This is a genomic window from Streptomyces sp. NPDC043854 (assembly GCF_056436005.1).
This window is the reverse complement of record NZ_JBWKDK010000060.1, coordinates 1-19,300: the sequence shown is the minus strand read 5'-3', so window position 1 is coordinate 19,300 and position 19,300 is coordinate 1. Positions and strand designations below refer to the sequence as shown.

Genomic DNA, 19,300 nt, shown 5'->3' with positions numbered 1-19,300 from the left:
CACCCCCACGCTCGGGAGAATTGATGCTGCGCAATCGCCGCAAACTTCGCACCGCCACGTACGCCCTGGCCGGCACGGTCGCCGCTGCTGCCGCGCTGGCGGCGGTCCCGGCCCAGGCCGCCGATTCCCTGCCGTCCTATTGGTGCTACATCAACGGTGTCGAGGCCCAGTCCGGCCTGACGGTGGTGAGGGGCACGCCGGGCGTCGACACGATCCTGTGCGAGAACGACGTCGAGAACGTCATCATCGACGGCGCGGGCGGCAACGACAACATCCGGGTCAAGGGCATGGTCGTCGACTCCCAGGTGCTCGGCGGCGAGGGCGACGACACCATCCAGGTCAACAACCTCTTCCCGCGCAACGGGAACTCGTCCGTGCGCGGCGGCGCCGGCGACGACACCATCATCACCGCGCTGGTCGTGGGCACGGCCGCGCACGGCGCCACCGTCTACGGCGACCATGGCGCCGACAAGATCACCACGGGCAGCGTGCTGGGCGAGCCGGGCGAGTACCAGCGCGGCGGCGGCCAGGTGTTCGGCAACGACGGCAGCGACACCATCCGCACGGGCAACGTCGACCTCGGCGGCCGGATCCTCGGCGGCAGCGAGCACGACATCATCGAGCCCAAGTCGGTGGGCGCGGAGTCCTCGGGCATCGTCCTGGGCGGCCCGGGCAACGACATGGTCAGCGGCCAGGCCGACTCCGTCCTGACCATCGGCCCCGGCTACGCCCAGGTCGACGGCGGCCTCGGGACCAACTCCTGCAAGCTGAAGCACTTCTCGACCGGGGAGCGGGTCCGCAGCTCGGTCGCGAACTGCAATGTGGCCGAGGCTCCGGCGCCCGCGACCCCGGCGACGCCCGCGAACGCCGCGAACCCGGCGAACCCGGTGAAGCCCGCGACGCCCGCGAACCCCGCGACGCCCGTGAACCCCGCGAACCCCGCGAACCCCGCGAAGCCCGCGGCTCCCAAGGGTTCCGCCCCCGCGGCCCCCGGGGTGCCGGCGGCGCCCGCGCGTCCGTCGCGCCCGTAGGGCTCACGGCCCTGACGGACGGCGGCCGCCCGGAGCGCCGTGCGCGCGCTCCATGGACAGGCCGCCGGGCAGCAGGAACAGGGTCAGCACGGCTCCGGCGGTGAAGATCGCCGCCGAGGCCGTGAACACCGTGTGGTAGCTCTCCAGGGCAGCCCGCGCCATCAGTTCCGGCGCGGGCTGCCGGCCTGCCAGGACGTGGGAGGAGGCGCCGGCGGCCAGGGTGCTCATGAGCGCCGTCCCGACCGACCCCCCGATCTGCCGCATGGCGTTGACCGTCGCGGAGCCCACCCCGGCGTCCCGCGGGTCGATCCCCGCCGTGCCGAGGTTCATGGCCGCCGCCGTGATCAGCCCCATGCCGAGCCCCGTCGCCACCTGGCCGGGCAGCACCTCGACGGCGTACGGGCCCGAAGCCGACAGGTTCGTCAGCCAGGCCATCCCGCAGGCCGCGAGCAGCATGCCCGTGACGATGCGCGGCCGGCCGCCCACCTTGCCGAGCAGCCCCAGGTTGCTGCCGACCGCGCTGAGCATGGTGCACCCGGACATCGGCATGAACGCCAGGCCGGCCCTGGCCGGGCTGTAGCCGCGGGTGTGCTGGAGGTAGTACGTCAGGAACAGGAACACCCCGAACATGCCCACGCCCGTGATGAACACGGACATCAGGGCCGTCGCCCGGACCCGGTCGAGGACGATCCGCAGCGGCAGCAGGGGGTGCGTGCTGTGCCGCTGCCACCAGGTGAACGAGGTCAGCAGGGCGGCGGAGGTGGCCAGGAAGCCCAGGGTGTGCACGGACCGCCAGCCGTGCGAGCCGGCCGTGGCCAGCCCGTAGACCAGGCAGAACAGCCCCGACGAGGCCAGGACCGTCCCCGGCAGGTCCAGCCGGGGCGGGGCGGCGGGCGTCGGCCGGCGCAGCAGCAGCGCGCCGCCGGTGACGGCGACCGCCGCGAACAGGACGTTCACGTACAGGGTCGAGCGCCAGCTCAGGTGCTCGGTGAGCACCCCGCCGAGCAGCAGGCCCACCGCACCCCCGGACGCGGCCAGCGCCCCGAACACGCCGAAGGCCTTGCCGCGTTCGGCGGGCGCCGAGAAGGTCGTGGTGAGCAGCGAGAGCGCGGCCGGGGCCAGCAGGGCCGCGAACACGCCCTGCAGGGTGCGGGCCGTGACGAGGACGCCGAACGTGGCCGCCGCGCCGCCGAGGGCCGAGGCGGCGGCGAAGCCGAGCTGGCCGGTGAGGAACGCCCGGCGGCGTCCGATCAGGTCGGCCAGGCGCCCGCCGAGCGGCAGGAGGCTGCCGAAGGCGATCGCGTACGAGGTGACCACCCACTGGCGCCGGTGGTCGGAGAAGCCCAGGTCGGCCTGGATGGAGGGGAGGGCGATGTTCACGATGGTCGCGTCGAGGACGACCATCAGCTGGGCCAGGCCGATGACGGCGAGGACCCACCAGCGGCGCGGATCGGGCGGTGCGGCGGCGTCGGCGGCCGGGGCGGTGCCGGTGGCGGGTCCGCCGCCGCGTCCGGGGGTGGGGCCTGGGCCGGGGGCTGGGCCGGTCGGTTCTGCGGACATGGTGGACTCCATGGGTTCCGCTCGTTCTCGCAGGCGAGAGCGTGTGGGCGTGGGGGGACTGTCTGCTTCGACGATGCGTGAGACGGGCCCGCCGCCCGCGTGTCGCCACGCCACGGGGCCGCCCGGATGGACCAGCGGGGGACCCGCTCCCGCCGTCGGCCGGCTCGCCGCGTTCGGCCCGCCGCCGGCCGGAGCGGACCTACCGCTTCCGGTCGGCGGCCCTGCCCGCACCGGTGCCTGCCGGGCGGCCGGCGTGCAGCTCCAGCGGGCCCGTGCCCTCCGCCCGCGCCCGCAGGCAGGCCTCGATCTGGCGGCGCAGGTTCGGCTTGACCAGGCCCCGCAGCTCGCCGGGGGCCGCCGTCCGCCAGCGCAGCAGCTCGCCGGGGGCCAGCCGGATCCGGGCGAGCGTGGCGGCGTCCAGGACCCCGCCGTCGTAGAGGAAGCGGATCCGGGCCGGGTAACCCGGCTTGTGGGCCCAGTTGATCCCGAGCAGCCGGTTCGGCTCCAGTTCGAGGCCGAGCTCCTCGTGCGCCTCCCGCCGGGCCGCGGCGCGCGGGGTCTCGCCGAGGTCGCTGTCGATCCCGCCGCCGGGCAGGTGCCACCGGCCCGGCCTGCCGTACGCGGGCTCCACCAGCAGGACGCCGCCGGCCTCGTCGGTGCACAGCATGCTCGCCGCGGTCAGGGCCTTGGGGCGGGCGGCGCGGTGGCTCGCCGCGTCGAACCGGCCCGCGTGCTCCAGCGCCGTACGCCGCCGCGGGTCCAGTCCGACCGGCGAGCCCGGCTGGGGCACGCCGTCGACGAGGTGCGCGATCGAGCCCGCGCGCAGGGCGGCCAGCCCGGCGCGCAGCCGGGGCGCGATCCGGGCGGGCAGCACCGCGTACGCCTCCTCCGGCGCGAGCCAGTGGGCCTCGGCGACCTCCCCGTCCGGGAACGAGAGGGCGGCGGCCTGCGCGGGGGAGAGCGGCCCGACGAGGTGGACGTGCACGACGAGGGAGCGCCCGAGCGATCCCGGGGTCCGTGAGTCCACCGCGAGCAGCCGGCCGACCGGCACGCTCAGGTCCAGCTCCTCCTTCAGCTCGCGGGCCAGTCCCTCCTCGGGGGTCTCGGTGCCCTCGACGGTGCCGCCCGGCAGTTCCCGGCCCGCCTTGTACGAGGGGGTCAGGACCAGGACCCGCCCGGTGCCGTCCAGGACGAGGCCGGTGGCGGCGACGAGCGGGGCCGGCTGGGCGGCGTAGTACGCGCGCACCTGCTCGGGGGAGGGGCGGTCGGACGAGGGGTCGGACGGGGTGTCGGGCACGTGGGGCTCCTGTGGTCGTGCGGAGGCGGGGGAGTGCGTACCCCGCGCCGGGCCGGGCCACGCCCGACCCGGCGTCTCCCTGGGTCCCCCGGCGTTCCCGGCGTCCGCGGCCGGGGGTCAGGCGCGGGCCAGCAGCATCCCGCCCATGGTGACCATGGTCGCCGCGACGAGGCCGTCCAGCACCCGCCAGGCCTTGGGGCGCGAGAGCAGGCCGCTGAGCAGACGGGCGCCGTAGCCGAGGGTCGTGAACCAGATCAGGCTGGCCAGCCCGGCCCCGATGCCGAAGGCCCACCTCAGGTCTCCCCGGTCGGCGGCGAGGGAGCCGAGCAGCAGCACGGTGTCCAGGTAGACGTGCGGGTTGAGCCAGGTCATGGCCAGGCAGGTCAGGACCGCCCGCCGGCGGGAGGCGGCGGTGGCCCCCGCGGTGTCCAGGGCGGCGCCGGGGACCGGCCGCAGCACCCGGCGGGCGGCGAGGACTCCGTAGCAGACCAGGAACGTGCCGCCGGCGAGGCCAACCGCGGTCAGCGCGGTGGGCCAGGCGGTGACGAAGGCCCCGACCCCGGCGACGCCGAGGGCGATCAGGACGGCGTCGGAGAGGGCGCAGATGGCGACCACGGCGAGGACGGCATGGCGGCGCACCCCCTGCCGCAGGACGAAGGCGTTCTGGGCGCCGATGGCGACGATGAGGGAGAGTCCGGTGCCGAAGCCGGCGAGGGCCGCCGTGATGATGCCGTGTGTCATGCGTTCGACCATATGAACGGCGCGGAGTGCAGTACAGCTAAAGATTTTTACGTACCCTTAGCGATTGTGATGGACGAGCTTCCCCTGGACCAGGTGCGCACCCTCCTCGCCGTGGTGGACGAAGGCACGTTCGACGCCGCCGCGGCCGCCCTCCACGTGACCCCGTCGGCGGTCAGCCAGCGGGTCAAGGCCCTCGAACAGCGGACCGGGCGGGTGCTGCTGATGCGCACCAAGCCCGTCCGGGCCACCGAGTCCGGGCAGGTCGTGGTCCGGTTCGCCCGGCAGCTGGCCCGCCTGGAACGCGACGCCCGGGCGGAGCTCGGGATGGCGCAGGACGAGGGCGGGCCGGTGCGGCTGCCCATCGCCGTCAATGCGGACTCCCTCGCCACCTGGTTCCTGCCCGCGCTCACCCGGGTCCCGCAGGACCCGCCGGTCCTCTTCGAACTGCGCCGGGAGGACGAGTCGCACACCACGGCGCTGCTGCGGGAGGGCCAGGTCATGGCGGCCGTCACCTCCTCCCCGGACCCGGTGGCGGGCTGCACCGTACGGCCGCTGGGCCTGGCCCGGTACCTGCCGGTGGCGAGCCCCGCGTTCGCCGCCCGCCACCTCGCGGGGCCGGAGGCCGGGGCGGGCACGGGCCCGGGGACGGGGGAGCGGCCCGGGCCGGTCGGCCTGGAGCGGGCCCTGCGCCGCGCGCCCGTGATCGTCTTCGACCGGCGGGACGTGCTCCAGGACGTCTTCGTGCGCTCGCTGACGGGCGACGAGGACGCCGGCGCCGGTCCGCTGCGCCACCACGTGCCCACGTCGGAGGGGTTCTGCGACGCGGTCGCCGCAGGACTGGGCTGGGGGCTGGTGCCGCAGCCGCAGGCGGAGCCGCTGCTCCGGTCGGGTGAGCTGGTCCTGCTGGTGCCGGGGCGTCCGCTGGACGTGCCGCTGTACTGGCAGCAGTGGAAGCTCGACTCGCCCGCCCTGTCGCTGGTGGCGGACGTGGTCGCGGCCGCCGCGGCCGAGGCGCTCCGGCCCGGGGCGGCCCCGAGGCCCGCGTCCGGCCCGTAGGCTGCGGCCATGGACTCCTACACGATCGGCCAGGCGGCCCGGCTGCTCGGCGTGAGCGTCGACACGGCCCGGCGCTGGGCGGACGCCGAGCGGTTCCCCACCCGGCGGGAGGGCGCGCGGCGCATGGTGGACGGGCCCGACCTCGCCGCGTTCTGCGTACAGGTCGCGCAGGAGGCGGCCGAGGCAGAGGAGGCCCCGTACACCTCGGTGCGCAACTCCTTCCCCGGCATCGTCACCGCGGTGAAGCTCGGCACCGTGGACGCCCAGGTGGAGATCCAGGCCGGACCGCACCGGGTGGTGTCCCTGCTGACCCGCGAGGCGGTGGAGGAACTGGGCCTGGAGGTGGGGGCGCGGGCCGTGGCCCGGGTGAAGTCGACGAGCGTGTTCGTCGACCGCGCCTGACCCGGCGGGACGTACGGGCGGGGCGGGCGGGGGCCGGCGGCGGTGGCAGACTGGCCGCTGATCCGCCGAAGGGAAGTACACGTTGTCCATGTTCAGCAACCTGCGCCGGGCGGTGCGCCGCGGCTACCGGCGGGCCGTCGACCTGAGCCACCCGGCCCGTTCCCCGCTCGGCAGCGCGGTGGTCAACTGCATCGTCTACCAGGACGGGGTGCGCCAGGACGGCTTCGCCGAGGTCGAGGAGGCGCTGCGGCGGGTCCGCAAGACTGGTGAGGGCTTCGTGTGGATCGGCCTGCACGAGCCGACGCAGGAGGAGCTCGCCGGGCTCGCCGAGCTGTTCGGCCTGCACCCGCTCGCCGTCGAGGACGCCGTGCACGCCCACCAGCGCCCCAAGGTGGAGCGGTACGACGACATACTGTTCGCCGTCTTCAAGACCGTGCGCTACGTGGAGCACGAGGAACTCACCGCGACCAGCGAGGTGGTGGAGACCGGCGAGCTGATGGCCTTCACCGGGGACGACTTCGTCATCACCATCCGGCACGGCGGCCGCGGCACGCTCGGCCCGGTCCGCGAGAGCCTGGAAGCGGTTCCCGAGCAACTGGCCAAGGGACCGGCGTCCGTTCTGCACGCCATCGCCGACCATGTCGTCGACGACTACGTGGCCGTCACGGACGCCGTGCAGAACGACATCGACGCCGTCGAGACCGCCGTGTTCAGCGGGAACGGCGGCCGGGGCGACGCGGGCCGCATCTACCAGCTCAAGCGCGAACTGCTGGAGCTGCGCCGGGCGGTGGCCCCGCTGGCCCGGCCCCTGGAGCAGCTGGCCACCCAGCCGATACAGGCCGTTCCGGTGGAGGCGCGCGCGTACTTCCGGGACGTCGCCGACCACCTGACCCGCGCGACCGACCAGATCAACGGCTACGACGCCCTGCTCGACTCGATCCTCCAGGCCCATCTCGCGCAGGTGACGGTGGCCCAGAACGAGGACATGCGGAAGATCACCGCATGGGCGGCCATCGTCGCCGTGCCGACGATGGTCTGCGGGGTCTACGGAATGAACTTCGACCACATGCCCGAACTGCACTGGACGTACGGGTATCCGGCAGTGGTCGGTGTGATGGCCGTGGCCTGCTTCCTCATCCACCGCGGATTCCGCCGCAACGGCTGGCTCTGACCCTCCCGTTGCGGGCCGTCGTTGCGGGCCGCCGGCACCGCGCCGGCCCGCGCGGTGCCGGCGAGGTCGCGTTGGCGTAACGATGTGGGCAACAGAGGGCTGCGATCGGCCAGTTTCCGGGCCTGCGGCGGCGCGGATGCCGGGTCCGGCGAACAGGGCAAAACGGCACACGCGTCCCACCGGGCACCTCCCGCCGCCCCCGTTTCGTCACCCCGTGTGACCTGGGAGCGCCGGTGTGTTCCAAGTGGTCCTCGAGGGGCGTGGAATTGGTCGCCTACGGCACCGGAATCTCTCATTCCGGCTACTCCGTAAGTGGCTTGACCGCGACGTAAGCGGGGCATAAGTTCTGCCCCGGCTTGCTCCAGAAGGACGGGCCGTCATCCGTCCTCAGGGGGGACTCATGCACCACTACACCGACGTTCTGAAGAAGTACACCGTCTTCTCCGGCCGCGCCCGCCGGCAGGAGTACTGGATGTTCACCCTCTTCAACCTGATCGCGCTGATCATCATCGCGGTGGTCGACAACGCGATCGGCACCTACCCGCTGCTCTACGCGATCTACGCGCTCGCCGTCTTCCTCCCGGGTCTGGCCGTCGGCATCCGCCGCCTGCACGACACCGGCAAGTCCGGCTGGTGGATGTTCATCGCCCTCGTGCCGCTGATCGGCGGCATCTGGCTGCTCGTCCTCATGGCCACCGAGGGCCAGTCGCAGCCGAACCAGTACGGCCCGAACCCGAAGGCCCTCCAGGCCTGATCGAGCCCCCGCGGGCCCGTACGGGCACCGCAGCGTCCGAGCGTCGCCCCGGCCGGAAACGGCCGGGGCGACGCTCGCGCCGTTTCCGGGCGTCACCCACGTGACACGCGTCTCGCCCGGCTTGCGGCAGGGGGCTGTCCGGACCGGCCCGATCACGAGATATCTTGATGTCGAGCAATCTTGCAGACGAGAGACGCAGACTTGGAGCGGAGCATCCGGTGACTGACTCGACGATCATCTACACGCACACTGACGAGGCCCCGGCCCTGGCGACGTATTCCTTCCTGCCTGTGATCCAGGCCTACGCGTCGACGGCCGGTGTGAATGTCGAGACCCGTGACATCTCCCTGGCCGGTCGGATCATCGCCTCCTTCCCCGAGTACCTGGAGGAGGGCCAGCGCATCGCCGACGCCCTCGCCGAGCTCGGCGAGCTGGCGAAGACGCCGGAAGCCAACATCATCAAGCTGCCCAACATCTCGGCCTCGATCCCGCAGCTGAAGGCCGCGATCGCCGAGCTCCAGGGCCAGGGCTACGCGCTCCCGGACTACCCGGACGACCCGAAGACCGACGAGGAGCGCGAGATCCGCTCCCGCTACGACAAGGTCAAGGGCTCCGCCGTGAACCCGGTCCTGCGCGAGGGCAACTCCGACCGCCGCGCCCCCGGCTCGGTCAAGAACTACGCCAAGACCCACCCGCACCGCATGGGCGCCTGGACCGCCGAGTCCAAGACCAACGTCGCCACCATGGGCGAGAACGACTTCCGCTCCACCGAGAAGTCCGCCACCGTCGCCGAGAACGGCACGCTGCGCATCGAGCACGTCGCCGCCGACGGCGCCGTCACCGTCCTGCGCGAGTCCGTCCCCGTCCTGGCCGGCGAGGTCGTCGACGCCTCCGTGATGCGCGCCGCCGCCCTGCGCACCTTCCTGTCGGAGCAGGTCGCCCGGGCCAAGGCCGAGGGCGTGCTGTTCTCCGTGCACCTCAAGGCCACGATGATGAAGGTCTCCGACCCGATCGTCTTCGGCCACGTCGTCCGCGCCTTCTTCCCGCAGACCTTCGCCAAGTACGGCGAGGTCCTGACCGCCGCCGGCCTGTCCCCGAACGACGGCCTCGGCGCCATCCTGAACGGCCTGGACTCCATCCCGCACGGCCTGGGTGACGAGATCAAGGCCTCCTTCGACGCCGAGCTCGCCGAGGGCCCGGCCCTGGCGATGGTCGACTCGGACAAGGGCATCACCAACCTGCACGTCCCGTCCGACGTGATCGTCGACGCCTCGATGCCGGCCATGATCCGCACCTCCGGCCACATGTGGGGCCCGGACGGCCAGGAGGCCGACACCCTCGCCGTCCTCCCGGACAGCAGCTACTCCGGCGTCTACCAGGCCGTCGTCGAGGACTGCAAGGCGCACGGCGCCTTCGACCCGTCGACCATGGGCTCCGTCCCGAACGTCGGCCTCATGGCGCAGAAGGCCGAGGAGTACGGCTCCCACGACAAGACCTTCGAGATCGCCGCGGCCGGCACCGTCCGCCTCGTCGACGCCGCCGGCAACGTCGTCCTGGAGCAGGAGGTGTCCGAGGGCGACATCTTCCGCGCCTGCCAGACCAAGGACGCGCCGATCCAGGACTGGGTCAAGCTGGCCGTCACCCGCGCCCGCGCCACCGGCGTCCCGGCCGTCTTCTGGCTGGACGCCGGCCGCGCCCACGACGCGCAGCTGATCGAGAAGGTCAACGCGTACCTGCCGCAGCACGACACCGAGGGCCTGGAGATCAAGATCCTGTCCCCGGTCGAGGCCACCAAGTTCTCCCTGGAGCGCATCCGCCGCGGCGAGGACACCATCTCGGTGACCGGCAACGTCCTGCGCGACTACCTCACCGACCTGTTCCCGATCCTGGAGCTGGGCACCAGCGCCAAGATGCTGTCGGTCGTCCCGCTGATGGCGGGCGGCGGCCTGTTCGAGACGGGCGCCGGCGGCTCCGCCCCGAAGCACGTCCAGCAGCTGGTCAAGGAGAACTACCTGCGCTGGGACTCGCTCGGCGAGTTCTTCGCGCTGGCCGCCTCCTTCGAGCACCTCGCCACCACCACCGGCAACGCCCGCGCCCAGGTGCTGGCCGACACCCTCGACCGCGCCACCGGCACCTTCCTCAACGAGGACAAGTCGCCGACCCGCCGCGTCGGCGGCATCGACAACCGCGGCAGCCACTTCTACCTGGCCATGTACTGGGCGCAGGAGCTGGCCAAGCAGACCGACGACGCGGCGCTGGCGTCCGCCTTCGGCCCGCTCGCCGAGACGCTGACCGGGGCCGAGCAGACCATCGTCGACGAGCTGATCGCCGTCCAGGGCTCCCCGGCCGAGATCGGCGGCTACTACCAGCCCGACCCGGCGAAGGCCGCCGCCGTCATGCGGCCGTCGGCGACCTTCAACCAGGCGCTCGCGACCCTGGCCTGAGGCCCGCCGACCTCGCTCCGAGGTCTTCCGCAGGGCTTTGCCCGGGTACGCCCCGGCCGGCAGCCGCCGGCCGGGGCGTACCCGTACCCCCGGCCCTGCCGGCCGCTCTCCGCCGGCCTGCCCGTCGACGGGTGGAAGCAGCCCTGACGCGTTCCGGGGCCTGGTCCCGACGTGCCCACCGCGGTCCGGATGACCCTTCGCTGCTGCGCCACCGCTGTCCAACAGTGGCCCCTGGCGCGGGTGTTGCGCGTGCGTTAGCGTGCGGGCCCGGAGCTGGGGGAGGCTTGGTGGCACGTCGCGACAACACGTCCTGCGCGGGAACCGGCTGCGCGGGCTACCTGCTGCTCAACGTCGTGGGGCTGGTCGGCTGTCTGCTGGCCCTCCCCGTCCTGTTGCCGGACCTGCTGGCCGAGCAGACCCCGCCGCTAAAGGTGGAGGGCGCCGGCCGGTGGGCCGTCGTCTACGGCATCCCGGTCGCCGTGGCGTGCGTGCTCACCGCCGTGGCGGGGCGGGGCGGGCGGTTCCTGTGGTGGCTGTTCCTGCTGCGGGCCGCCGTCCTGCTGGCCGCCGTCGCCGGGGCCGTGCTGTACGCCGAGGCGCGGCTGGCCGGGCAGCCGTGGAACGTGCGGGCCTCGGTCGAGGGCCTCGTGGCCGGGCTCGCGGCCCTCGCCGTGCACCTCCTCGTACGCCGGTGGGACGAGCGGCGGGGGGCGCGCCCGCTCCCGGGCGAGGTCTGGCTGGCGATGGTGCCGCTGCGGGAGGACCCGAAACGGCAGCTGCGGCACTACTGCGTGGTGCTGGAGAACGGGTCCGGCGGGGCGCGGGTCGCCCAGATCACCAGCAAGGACAAGGACGGGCGCCGCGACCACATCCGGATCCCGAACACGGGCTGGGACGAGGTGTCCGGCCGCCCCCACTGGGTGGAGATCGGCCGGGAGCCGCGCGTGGTGCCGTACCGCAGGTTCCTCAAGTCCCGCCCCCAGGGCCGCTGCCCGGACGCGGTGTGGACGCAGCTCCGGGCCCGGCGGCCGGCGCCGGCCGTACCGAACGGGCCGGCCGGTGCGGCCGGCCCGCAGCGGGCGGCCGCCCGGCTGCTGCGGCAGGTGCTCGCCAAGTACCGCGGCTGACCGGGGCCGGCCGCGCACCGCCCGTCAGAGGCGGTGGACGCGTTCCCCGGCGAGGCCGAGCGGGCCCCGCCCGGAGGCCAGGATCCGCACCCCCGGGGCCGCGTCGAGCAGCTCCCCGAGCCAGGACAGCGCCTGCGGGGCGAGGAACTCGCCGCCGTCCAGGACGAGCAGCATGTCCCGCTCCGCGAGCCACGAGAGGGTGCTCGCCGCCCCGCACGGCAGGAACGCCGTCCCCGGAACGCAGCCCAGGGCCGCCGTCAGCTCGCGGACGCCGAAGCGGCGGCCGACGCGGACAACGGCGGCCCCGTCGCAGAAGTTGGACGCGAGCCGCTCCGCGATCTCCCGCACCAGCAGGCCCCGCGGCTCCCGGAAGCGCCCGGTGACCGTCAGCACGCGGCCGCGCCGGACGGCGGTCAGCAAGCTGGACAGTTCGTCGGATGTCGCCGGCAGCATCCCGGCACGGCCTGACTCCCTCATCGGCACGATGCCCCCCATTGCATGCGTGTCCATGCGCGGCCAAGGGTGGATTCGGGCCGCGTATCGACGATTGTGCGCCAGTTCTGACACAGTGCCAGGGGAATGCCGCAATCCGGAGAAACGGTCCGCCTGCCGCCGCCGGCCGACGCGACCCTGCCGGGCCGCGGCGCTGTACGCGTCAGGGGGAACGGTTGTCCGGAAGCCGGTAATCGGCTCTACTGCTCTTCGGCCCGCAAGACCGGGCATATTCCAGGAAGGACACGCACGATGAGAGCGGACCGGACAACAGGCCGGCGCGCGCAGCGGCAGGCCGGAACCCGATCCGAACGGCGACGCGCCTCGCACCGGCGCCGGCGGGGCTTCCGCGGCCGTCCCCTGGTGACCCTGCTCCTGTCCGGTTTCCTGCTCTTCGGCGTCTGCGCCGCCGGCATGGCCTGGGACCCCTTCACGGCCGGGGCGGGACAGGACAACGCCGTCCCCGGCATCGGCGAACCGTGGCCCGCCGCACCCGGCGGCTCCGGCTCCGGCAGGGCGGCCCCCGCCCCCGGCAAGGGCCAGGGCGGCACCGGGGAGGGCAAGGGCCCGGCCCCGGACGCCGGCGACACCGGCGACCACCGGCCCGCAGGCGCCCTCCCGTTCGACATGCCCGAGCCGGCCGCCCTGCGCGCCGCCGCGGGCGCGGGCAGGAAGCTGGTGTTCGCGCACTACTTCACCCCGTACCCGCTCTCCCTCGACAACGTCCGCGCGGACAAGGACTACTACACCCGCAACTACCTGAACCCCGACGGCGAGAACGGCAAGCACGAGCGGTACGGAGGCCTGCTGCGCGACCGGCCCCTGCCCGTCAAGCCCAAGAGCGGCAACTGGGAGCTCGCCAACCTCCGCCAGGAGGTGCGCACGGCCCGCACCGCCGGCCTCGACGGGTTCACCCTCGACATGCTCTCCCTCAGCGGGCAGAACTGGGACCGGGCCAACCTCCTGATGGAGGCCGCCCGTTCGGTCGACCCCGGCTTCAAGATCATGCTGATGCCGGACATGACCTCGCTGAAGACCGACGACCCGGCCGTCCTCGCCGACGCCGTCGCCGCCCTCGGCAAGTCCCCCGCCGCCCACCGCCTCGGCGACGGCCGGCTCGTCGTCTCCCCCTTCAAGGCGGAGGCGAAGGACCCGGCCTGGTGGAGCCGCTTCATGGACCTGCTGGAATCCCGGCACGGCATCCGCACCGCGTTCCTCCCGACCTTCCTCGACTTCAACTCCCACCACGAGCGGTTCGCGCCCCTCAGCCACGGCTTCTCCGAGTGGGGCTCGCGCAGCTACGTCGGCCAGGAGGGCGCCACCCGCGACGTACGGCGGGCGCACGACCTGGGCAAGGTGTGGATGCAGCCCGTCTCCGTCCAGGACGCCCGCCCCAACCAGGGCGTCTACGACGAGGCCGGCAACACCGCCACCCTGCGCACCACCTGGACCCGCGCCATCGAGGACGGAGCCGACTGGGTCCAGCTGACCACCTGGAACGACTACTCCGAGGGCACCCAGTTCGCCCCCTCCGTGCACAACGGCCACGCCTACCTTGACCTGACCTCGTACTACCTGACCCGGTTCAAGACGGGCAGCTGGCCGAAGATCGTCCGCGACACCCTGTACGTCACGGCCCGCACCCAGTTCGCGGCCACCGATCCCACCGGCGACCAGTCCCTGGTGATGTCCCTGCGCAGGGGCAGCGCCGCGGCCCGCGACACGGTGGAGGTGCTCAGCTTCCTGAAGGCCCCGGCGACCATCCTCACCAGGACGGGATCGGCCACGGGAACGCACAAGGCCCCGGCCGGACCCCACTCCACGCTGCTGCCGCTGCGGACCGGCACCAGCGCGGCGGCCGTCGTCCGCGGCGGGAAGACGGGCGCCAGGGCGGAGCTGCCCCGCCCCGTGCAGCGCACGGTCAAGGTCCAGGACCTCCAGTACCACGCCGTCACCAGCGGCCGGAGCTGAGGCCAACGGGCCTGAGGCCAACGGGCCTGCGGCCGCGCCGGAGCCGGTCCCGGGCCTGCGGTCGGTCCCGGGCGGGTGGCCGGTCCCCGGCCTGCGGTCGGTTCCGGGTGCGGTCGGTTCCGGGTGTGCGGTCGGTCCCGCGCTCGCGGCCGGCCCCCGCGGCCGGGCCCGTCCTCTGCGCTGCGGCCCGGCCGCCCCGGGAGCCTTCCCCCACCCGGCCCCTTCCCGAAACCGGGCTCCGCCCGGACCCTTGCGGGGGCTCCGCCCCCATACCCTCCGCGCCTCAAACGCCGGCGGGGCTGGTTTCGGGTTCCCGCGTCCGGCTCCGGGATTCGGGTGGCCGTCGGCCGCGAGGTGCGCCACCCTGGCGGGATTGGCCCTTCCCGGCCCGACCCGCCGCGCCCGATGATCCGGAGACGACCGCACCGTCCACTCCGCGGAGGCCCCGTGATCCAGCCGACCAGCGACGCACCGAACGCCGCCCCGTCCGAGTTCCCCGGCGGCCCCGGGCTGTTCCGCCTGGACCCCCGGATCGCCCACCTCAACCACGGCTCGTTCGGCGCGGTCCCCGTCCCCGTCCAGGAGGCCCAGGCCGCGCTGCGCGACGAGGCGCACGCCGACCCCGACGCCTTCTTCATCGGCGCCCCCGACCGGATCGCCGCCGCCCGCACCCGGATCGCCGCCCACCTGGCGGCCGACCCCGACGGCATCGCGTTCGTATCCAACGCCACCGAGGGCGCCAACCTCGCCCTCGCCGCCGTCCCGCTGGCCGACGGCGACGAGATCCTGGTCACCGACCACGGCTACGGCACCGTCACCGCGGCCGCCGCCCGCCGGGCCCCCGTCACCACCGTGGCCCTGGACCCGTCCCTGCCCGACGAGGACGCCGTCCGCGAGACCGTGCTCGCCGCCCTGACACCCCGTACGAAGGTGGCCGTCCTCGACCACATCAGCTCGCCCACCGCCCGGGTCCTCGCCACGCCCCGGCTGCTCGCCGACCTCGCCGACCGCGGGATCACCACCGTCGTCGACGGCGCCCACGCCCCCGGCATGCTCGCCGACCCGCTCGCCGTCGGCGCCGACTTCTGGTTCGGCAACCTGCACAAGTGGGGCTACGCCCCCTCCGGCAGTGCCGTCCTCGCCGTCACCCCCGCCCACCGCGGCCGGGTCCGCGCGCTCGTCCCCTCCTGGGAGGACCCGCACGGCTTCCCCCGCTCCGTGGAGAACCGGGCCACCGCCGACTACACCGGCTGGCTCGCCGCCCCCGAGGGCCTGGACCTCCTCCAGCGGCTCGACCCCGCCAAGGTCCGGGCCCACAACGCCGCCCTCGCCGCCCACGGCGCGGCCCTGCTCGCCGAACTCCCCGGGATCACCCCGCTGCCGTACACCGAAGGCCTGGCCATGCGCTCCCTGCGGCTGCCGCCCGGACTGGCGCGGACCCCCGAGGAGGCCCGCGCCCTGCGCGAGCGGATCGCGGCCGAACAGGGCATCCGGGTCCTGATCTGGCCGTGGCCGGGCGGCGGCGGCATCCGCGTGTGCGGGCAGCTCTACAACCGCCCCGAGGAGTACGAACGCCTCGCCGCCGTCCTCCCGCCCCTCCTGAAGTGACCGGTCTCAGCCGCGCCTGAGCAGGTACGTGTCCATGATCCAGCCCTTGCGGGCGCGGGCCTCGGTCCGGAGCTCCTCGATCCGGCCGGAGACCTCCGCCAGCTTGCCCTGCACCAGGATCTCGTCCGGGGTGCCGACGTAGGCGCCCCAGTAGATGTACAGGTCCTGGTCCAGGTGGGCCGTGAAGGCGTGCCGTGCGTCCAGCATCACCACCACGTCGTCCGCGTCCGCGGGCCAGCCCTCGGCCAGCCGCCGCCCGGTGGTGATCTGGACCGGCCGCCCCACCCGGTTCAGGGTGGTGCGGTGCCGGGCCAGCAGCGCGGAGACGCTGCTGACACCGGGCACGACCTCGTGGTCGAAGGCCACCCGGCCCCGCTCCAGCACCTCGTCGAGGATCGCGAGGGTGGAGTCGTACAGCGAGGGGTCGCCCCACACCAGGAACGCGCCGGTCTCGCCCTCCGCGAGGTCCTCGGCGATGAACCGCTCGAAAATCTCCGCCCGCGCGCTGCGCCAGCCGTCGACCGTCGGCGCGTACCGGACCGGGGTCCGGTCCCGGTCCGGGTCCCGGCCCTCCACGATCCGGTGCCCGGGGCGGGCGTGCACGGCGAGCATCTCGCGCCGCAGCCCGGTCAGGTCCGCCTTCTCCTCGCCCTTCTCCAGGATGAGGAACGCGTCCGCCGCGCCGATCGCCTTGACCGCCTGAAGGGTCAGGTGGTCCGGGTCGCCCGCGCCTATGCCGATCACTGAGAACTTCTTCACGCGGCTATTCTGCCCCCCATGCCTGCGGCCCCGTTCGCCACCTGCGTCAACGACGCGCTGTGCCCCCGCACCGGGACCGCCGCCGTACGCCTGGACAGCGAACTCGACCGGGTGGAAGGGGTGCGCGGCCCCCGGACCCCGGAGGCCGTGCTGCTCACGGCCTGCGCACAATAGGGGCCATGTCCGCACACATCGCCCTCGCCGCCCTCCTGGTCCGCGACTACGACGAGGCCATCGACTTCTACACCCGCGCGCTCGGCTTCACGCTCGTCGAGGACACCCTGCGCGCCGACGGGTCCCGCTGGGTCGTGGTCCGCCCGCAGGGCGCCACGGAATCCGCGCTGCTGCTGGCCCGGGCCAAGGACGAGGCCCAGCGCGCCCGGGTCGGCGACCAGACCGGCGGCCGCGTCGGGTTCTTCCTCCACACCGACGACTTCGCCCGCGACCACGCCCGCATGACGAAGGAGGGCGTCCGCTTCATGGAGGACCCGCGCCACGAACCGTACGGCTCGGTCGCGGTCTTCGAGGACCTGTACGGCAACCGCTGGGACCTCCTCCAGCCGGTCCGGGAGGCCTGAGCGGCCGATCCGGGACATCAGGGGTGACGGGGGGCGAGTCGCGGGGCCTCGGCCGCAGCGTCGACCGGCGGCCCGCCGGCCTCGACCCGCCGCGCCAACTCCCGCGCCCAGACCACCAGCCCCGGCACGTCGATCCCGTATGCCTCCGGCACCGGGGCGGGATCCAGGGCATCGGCCCCGCGCCGCAGCAGCCGCGCCCCGCCCACGGCGTTCCCGCGGGCGGCGTGGGTCAGGCCGACCGCCAGCTGCGCGAGCCCGCGCCACAGCGGCGCCTCCTGCGCCGGCCCGGACTTCCAGGCGTCCTCGAACACCTCGTGGGCGTGGAACGGCATCCCGGCGTCCAGCAGCCGCTGCGCCTCCCCGACCGTCTCCGCCGGCGTCCGCGCCACCCCCTCGGGCCCGCGCGGCACGCCGGGCTCCCCGTAGGGCAGCGGCCGCCCCAGCCCGTCCCGCGGCCGCGCGCTCCGCGCCCGCCCGGCCGCGTCCCGATCCCGTCCGTCCATGCGGCCATCCTGCCCCGCGGCGGATACCCGTGCATACACACCCCTCAGCGTGGGGTAATGTTCTGCATGTGCCGCCGGGACGGTAAAACCCCAAGTGGGAAGCCCCACCGGAGCGCATCGGGACGTGGCGCAGCTTGGTAGCGCACTTGACTGGGGGTCAAGGGGTCGCAGGTTCAAATCCTGTCGTCCCGACTTTGCGAAGTCGCAAGTCGGAGGCCGTTCTCTCATCCATGAGAGGGCGGCCTTTCGTGCGTTCGCGGAGGGTGTGCTGCCCTCGACGTCGAAACCCACCCGCTCCGCTAGCATGTTCGAGTCAACGCTGACCAAGTTGAATCATGAACATCGGCTGAAGAATTGATATCTGCGGAATCGCGAGTGCTCTCGCGAACGGACGGGGGAATCAAGTCCGCTGCGTGGCGTCGGCCGCGGGTCATGCTGTGGGCCGCGGTGAGCGTGGTGGCCCTCGGATTCCTCATAGCACTGGAGATCGCCGCGCGCCGTTACGGCGTGCCGGGTCCGATCACCGCCCAGGCGCGCGAGGTGATCTTCGCCCCCGCATCGGGGACGGTGCTGTACGCCAGTATGACGTTGATGCTGGTGGTGCTCACCTGGCGGCAGCGGTTCATCGCCGTCGGTGCCGCCATCGGCATCGACCTCGTCTTCTGGCTCGTGCGGTGGGCCATCGGCGCCGAGATGATGTTCGGCAACGGTGCCCTGTGGGTGACCTTGGCCTGTGCCGTCGTCGCGGTGACGCGCCGCACCGGCCGGGAGCGTGCCCTGCTGCTGAAGGGCGTCGGACTGGCCCTCCTGCTGGTGGCCGGCCGCAAGACCGGCTACACCTGGCTGCTGATCACGTCGAAGACCCGCCCGATGGTGCTCGACCCGTACGTGGCGGCCGCCGATCACGCGCTGGGCAACCCGTCATGGGTGGCAGGCCGGATCGTCGAGGCCACCGGCTCGGTCGGCGCCCACGTCCTCGACTGGGTCTACGTCCAGCTCGCGGTCGCCGCGGTGGTCGTCGCGCTGTACCAGTTGCGCAACGTGGCGGTCGAGCGCCGCTTCCCGGGCCACCACCTGGTGCGCACCTTCCTCGTCATCGGCCTGCTCGGGCCGGGCATCTACATGATCTTCCCGGTGGTCGGGCCGATCTTCGCCTACGGCGCCGACGGAGGCCACTGGGCGCTGGCCGACCTCTGGCCGAACACCCCGCCGCCGGTCGGCACCCCGCAGCCGATGCCCTTCGACGAGGTCACCCCGCGCAACTGCATGCCCAGCCTGCACACGGCGTGGGCCACCGCGATCTTCGTCCACTCCCGCAAGGGCCCGCGCGCCCTGCGGTTCCTGGGCACCTTCTGGCTGATCACCACGCTCGGCGCGACCCTGGGCTTCGGCTACCACTACGGCGCGGACATCGTCGCCGGCGTGGTGTTCACGCTCACGATCGACGCGGCGATGCGCTCGCTCGACCGCGGCTGGGACCGGCCGGCAACCCGGCTGGTCGGCTACGGCGCCGCGGTCTTCACCGCGCTCCTGCTGTCGTACCGCTACCTGTCGGTGGAGATGGCCGGGCATCCGTGGGTGTTCGGGCCGCTGGTCGTGCTGGCGATGGCCTCGGTGGTCTACGGCTACGTACGGGACACCCGGCGGTGGGAGCGCAAGGCCGCGCCGGCGCAACTGCCCGAACCGCGACGCGAACCGCAGCCCGAACTGGTGTGAGCCGTGGTGGGGGGGGGGGGGGGGGGGGGGGGGGGGGGGGGGGGGGGGGGGGGGGGGGGGGGGGGGGGGGGGGGGGGGGGGGGGGGGGGA

At 73.8% G+C, this 19,300-nt stretch carries 18 protein-coding genes and 1 tRNA gene; 13 read left to right on the top strand and 6 right to left on the bottom strand.

Translation table 11 applies throughout. The features are described 5' to 3' along the window. The first annotated feature begins 23 nt into the window (after nucleotides 1-23). On the top strand, nucleotides 24-1,031 hold the full coding sequence (locus AC068A_RS32405) for a hypothetical protein (RefSeq protein WP_478589845.1): 1,008 nt from the start codon (nucleotides 24-26) through the stop codon (nucleotides 1,029-1,031). A 3-nt stretch (nucleotides 1,032-1,034) separates the two neighbouring features. On the opposite strand, the gene AC068A_RS32400 is transcribed toward AC068A_RS32405, so the two are convergent. The 3 genes from AC068A_RS32400 to AC068A_RS32390 form a co-directional block, all read right to left on the bottom strand. Then, nucleotides 1,035-2,591 (bottom strand): DHA2 family efflux MFS transporter permease subunit, encoded by a 1,557-nt coding sequence (locus tag AC068A_RS32400; RefSeq protein ID WP_478589844.1) that lies wholly within the window; start codon nucleotides 2,589-2,591, stop codon nucleotides 1,035-1,037. A gap of 199 nt (nucleotides 2,592-2,790) precedes the next feature. After that, on the bottom strand, nucleotides 2,791-3,888 hold the full coding sequence (locus AC068A_RS32395) for an NUDIX domain-containing protein (protein WP_478589843.1): 1,098 nt from the start codon (nucleotides 3,886-3,888) through the stop codon (nucleotides 2,791-2,793). 117 nt (nucleotides 3,889-4,005) lie between these two features. After that, nucleotides 4,006-4,629 (bottom strand): LysE/ArgO family amino acid transporter, encoded by a 624-nt coding sequence (locus tag AC068A_RS32390; protein ID WP_478589842.1) that lies wholly within the window; start codon nucleotides 4,627-4,629, stop codon nucleotides 4,006-4,008. 69 nt (nucleotides 4,630-4,698) lie between these two features. Between AC068A_RS32390 and AC068A_RS32385 the strand changes: the two genes are divergently transcribed. From AC068A_RS32385 to AC068A_RS32360, 6 genes are all read left to right on the top strand, one after another. Further along, the gene (locus tag AC068A_RS32385) at nucleotides 4,699-5,685 is read left to right on the top strand and encodes a LysR family transcriptional regulator ArgP (protein ID WP_478589860.1); all 987 of its coding nucleotides are present in this window, start codon (nucleotides 4,699-4,701) and stop codon (nucleotides 5,683-5,685) included. Nucleotides 5,686-5,694: 9 nt separating this feature from the next. Further along, nucleotides 5,695-6,087, top strand: a complete 393-nt coding sequence (locus AC068A_RS32380; RefSeq protein ID WP_478589841.1) for a TOBE domain-containing protein — start codon at nucleotides 5,695-5,697, stop codon at nucleotides 6,085-6,087. An 88-nt stretch (nucleotides 6,088-6,175) separates the two neighbouring features. Continuing rightward, complete coding sequence (gene corA / locus AC068A_RS32375; RefSeq protein WP_478589840.1) at nucleotides 6,176-7,258, top strand: magnesium/cobalt transporter CorA; 1,083 nt, start codon at nucleotides 6,176-6,178, stop codon at nucleotides 7,256-7,258. 400 nt (nucleotides 7,259-7,658) lie between these two features. Next, a complete protein-coding gene (locus AC068A_RS32370; RefSeq protein ID WP_478589839.1) occupies nucleotides 7,659-8,012 on the top strand; it encodes a DUF805 domain-containing protein in 354 nt (117 codons plus the stop codon). A gap of 218 nt (nucleotides 8,013-8,230) precedes the next feature. Then, nucleotides 8,231-10,456 carry an NADP-dependent isocitrate dehydrogenase gene (locus tag AC068A_RS32365; protein WP_478589838.1) on the top strand — a complete coding sequence of 742 codons (2,226 nt, stop codon included), beginning with the start codon at nucleotides 8,231-8,233 and terminating at the stop codon, nucleotides 10,454-10,456. 287 nt (nucleotides 10,457-10,743) lie between these two features. Beyond that, on the top strand, nucleotides 10,744-11,583 hold the full coding sequence (locus AC068A_RS32360) for a hypothetical protein (protein ID WP_478589837.1): 840 nt from the start codon (nucleotides 10,744-10,746) through the stop codon (nucleotides 11,581-11,583). Between the two features lie 24 nt (nucleotides 11,584-11,607). On the opposite strand, the gene AC068A_RS32355 is transcribed toward AC068A_RS32360, so the two are convergent. Next, nucleotides 11,608-12,036 (bottom strand): hypothetical protein, encoded by a 429-nt coding sequence (locus tag AC068A_RS32355; protein WP_478589836.1) that lies wholly within the window; start codon nucleotides 12,034-12,036, stop codon nucleotides 11,608-11,610. 402 nt (nucleotides 12,037-12,438) lie between these two features. Between AC068A_RS32355 and AC068A_RS32350 the strand changes: the two genes are divergently transcribed. Together AC068A_RS32350 and AC068A_RS32345 are read left to right on the top strand one after the other, a co-directional pair. Beyond that, the gene (locus tag AC068A_RS32350; protein WP_478589835.1) at nucleotides 12,439-14,046 is read left to right on the top strand and encodes a glycoside hydrolase family 71 protein; all 1,608 of its coding nucleotides are present in this window, start codon (nucleotides 12,439-12,441) and stop codon (nucleotides 14,044-14,046) included. A 447-nt stretch (nucleotides 14,047-14,493) separates the two neighbouring features. After that, entirely contained in the window at nucleotides 14,494-15,654 is a 1,161-nt protein-coding gene (locus tag AC068A_RS32345; protein ID WP_478589834.1) for an aminotransferase class V-fold PLP-dependent enzyme, read from the top strand. A gap of 6 nt (nucleotides 15,655-15,660) precedes the next feature. Here AC068A_RS32345 and cobF read toward each other — a convergent pair whose 3' ends face one another. After that, nucleotides 15,661-16,413 carry a precorrin-6A synthase (deacetylating) gene (cobF, locus tag AC068A_RS32340; RefSeq protein WP_478589833.1) on the bottom strand — a complete coding sequence of 251 codons (753 nt, stop codon included), beginning with the start codon at nucleotides 16,411-16,413 and terminating at the stop codon, nucleotides 15,661-15,663. 18 nt (nucleotides 16,414-16,431) lie between these two features. On the opposite strand from cobF, the gene AC068A_RS32335 reads away from it, so the two are divergent. Both AC068A_RS32335 and AC068A_RS32330 read left to right on the top strand, forming a co-directional pair. Then, entirely contained in the window at nucleotides 16,432-16,587 is a 156-nt protein-coding gene (locus AC068A_RS32335) for a hypothetical protein (protein ID WP_478589832.1), read from the top strand. Between the two features lie 5 nt (nucleotides 16,588-16,592). Then, nucleotides 16,593-16,991, top strand: coding sequence for a VOC family protein (locus tag AC068A_RS32330; RefSeq protein ID WP_478589831.1), 399 nt, complete (start codon nucleotides 16,593-16,595; stop codon nucleotides 16,989-16,991). Nucleotides 16,992-17,008: 17 nt separating this feature from the next. On the opposite strand, the gene AC068A_RS32325 is transcribed toward AC068A_RS32330, so the two are convergent. Beyond that, on the bottom strand, nucleotides 17,009-17,494 hold the full coding sequence (locus tag AC068A_RS32325; protein WP_478589830.1) for a DUF309 domain-containing protein: 486 nt from the start codon (nucleotides 17,492-17,494) through the stop codon (nucleotides 17,009-17,011). A 118-nt stretch (nucleotides 17,495-17,612) separates the two neighbouring features. Here AC068A_RS32325 and AC068A_RS32320 point away from each other — a divergent pair. Together AC068A_RS32320 and AC068A_RS32315 are read left to right on the top strand one after the other, a co-directional pair. Further along, nucleotides 17,613-17,686: transfer RNA gene (locus AC068A_RS32320), tRNA-Pro, on the top strand. A 240-nt stretch (nucleotides 17,687-17,926) separates the two neighbouring features. Beyond that, the gene (locus AC068A_RS32315) at nucleotides 17,927-19,210 is read left to right on the top strand and encodes a phosphatase PAP2 family protein (protein WP_478589859.1); all 1,284 of its coding nucleotides are present in this window, start codon (nucleotides 17,927-17,929) and stop codon (nucleotides 19,208-19,210) included. Nucleotides 19,211-19,300 lie beyond the last annotated feature (90 nt).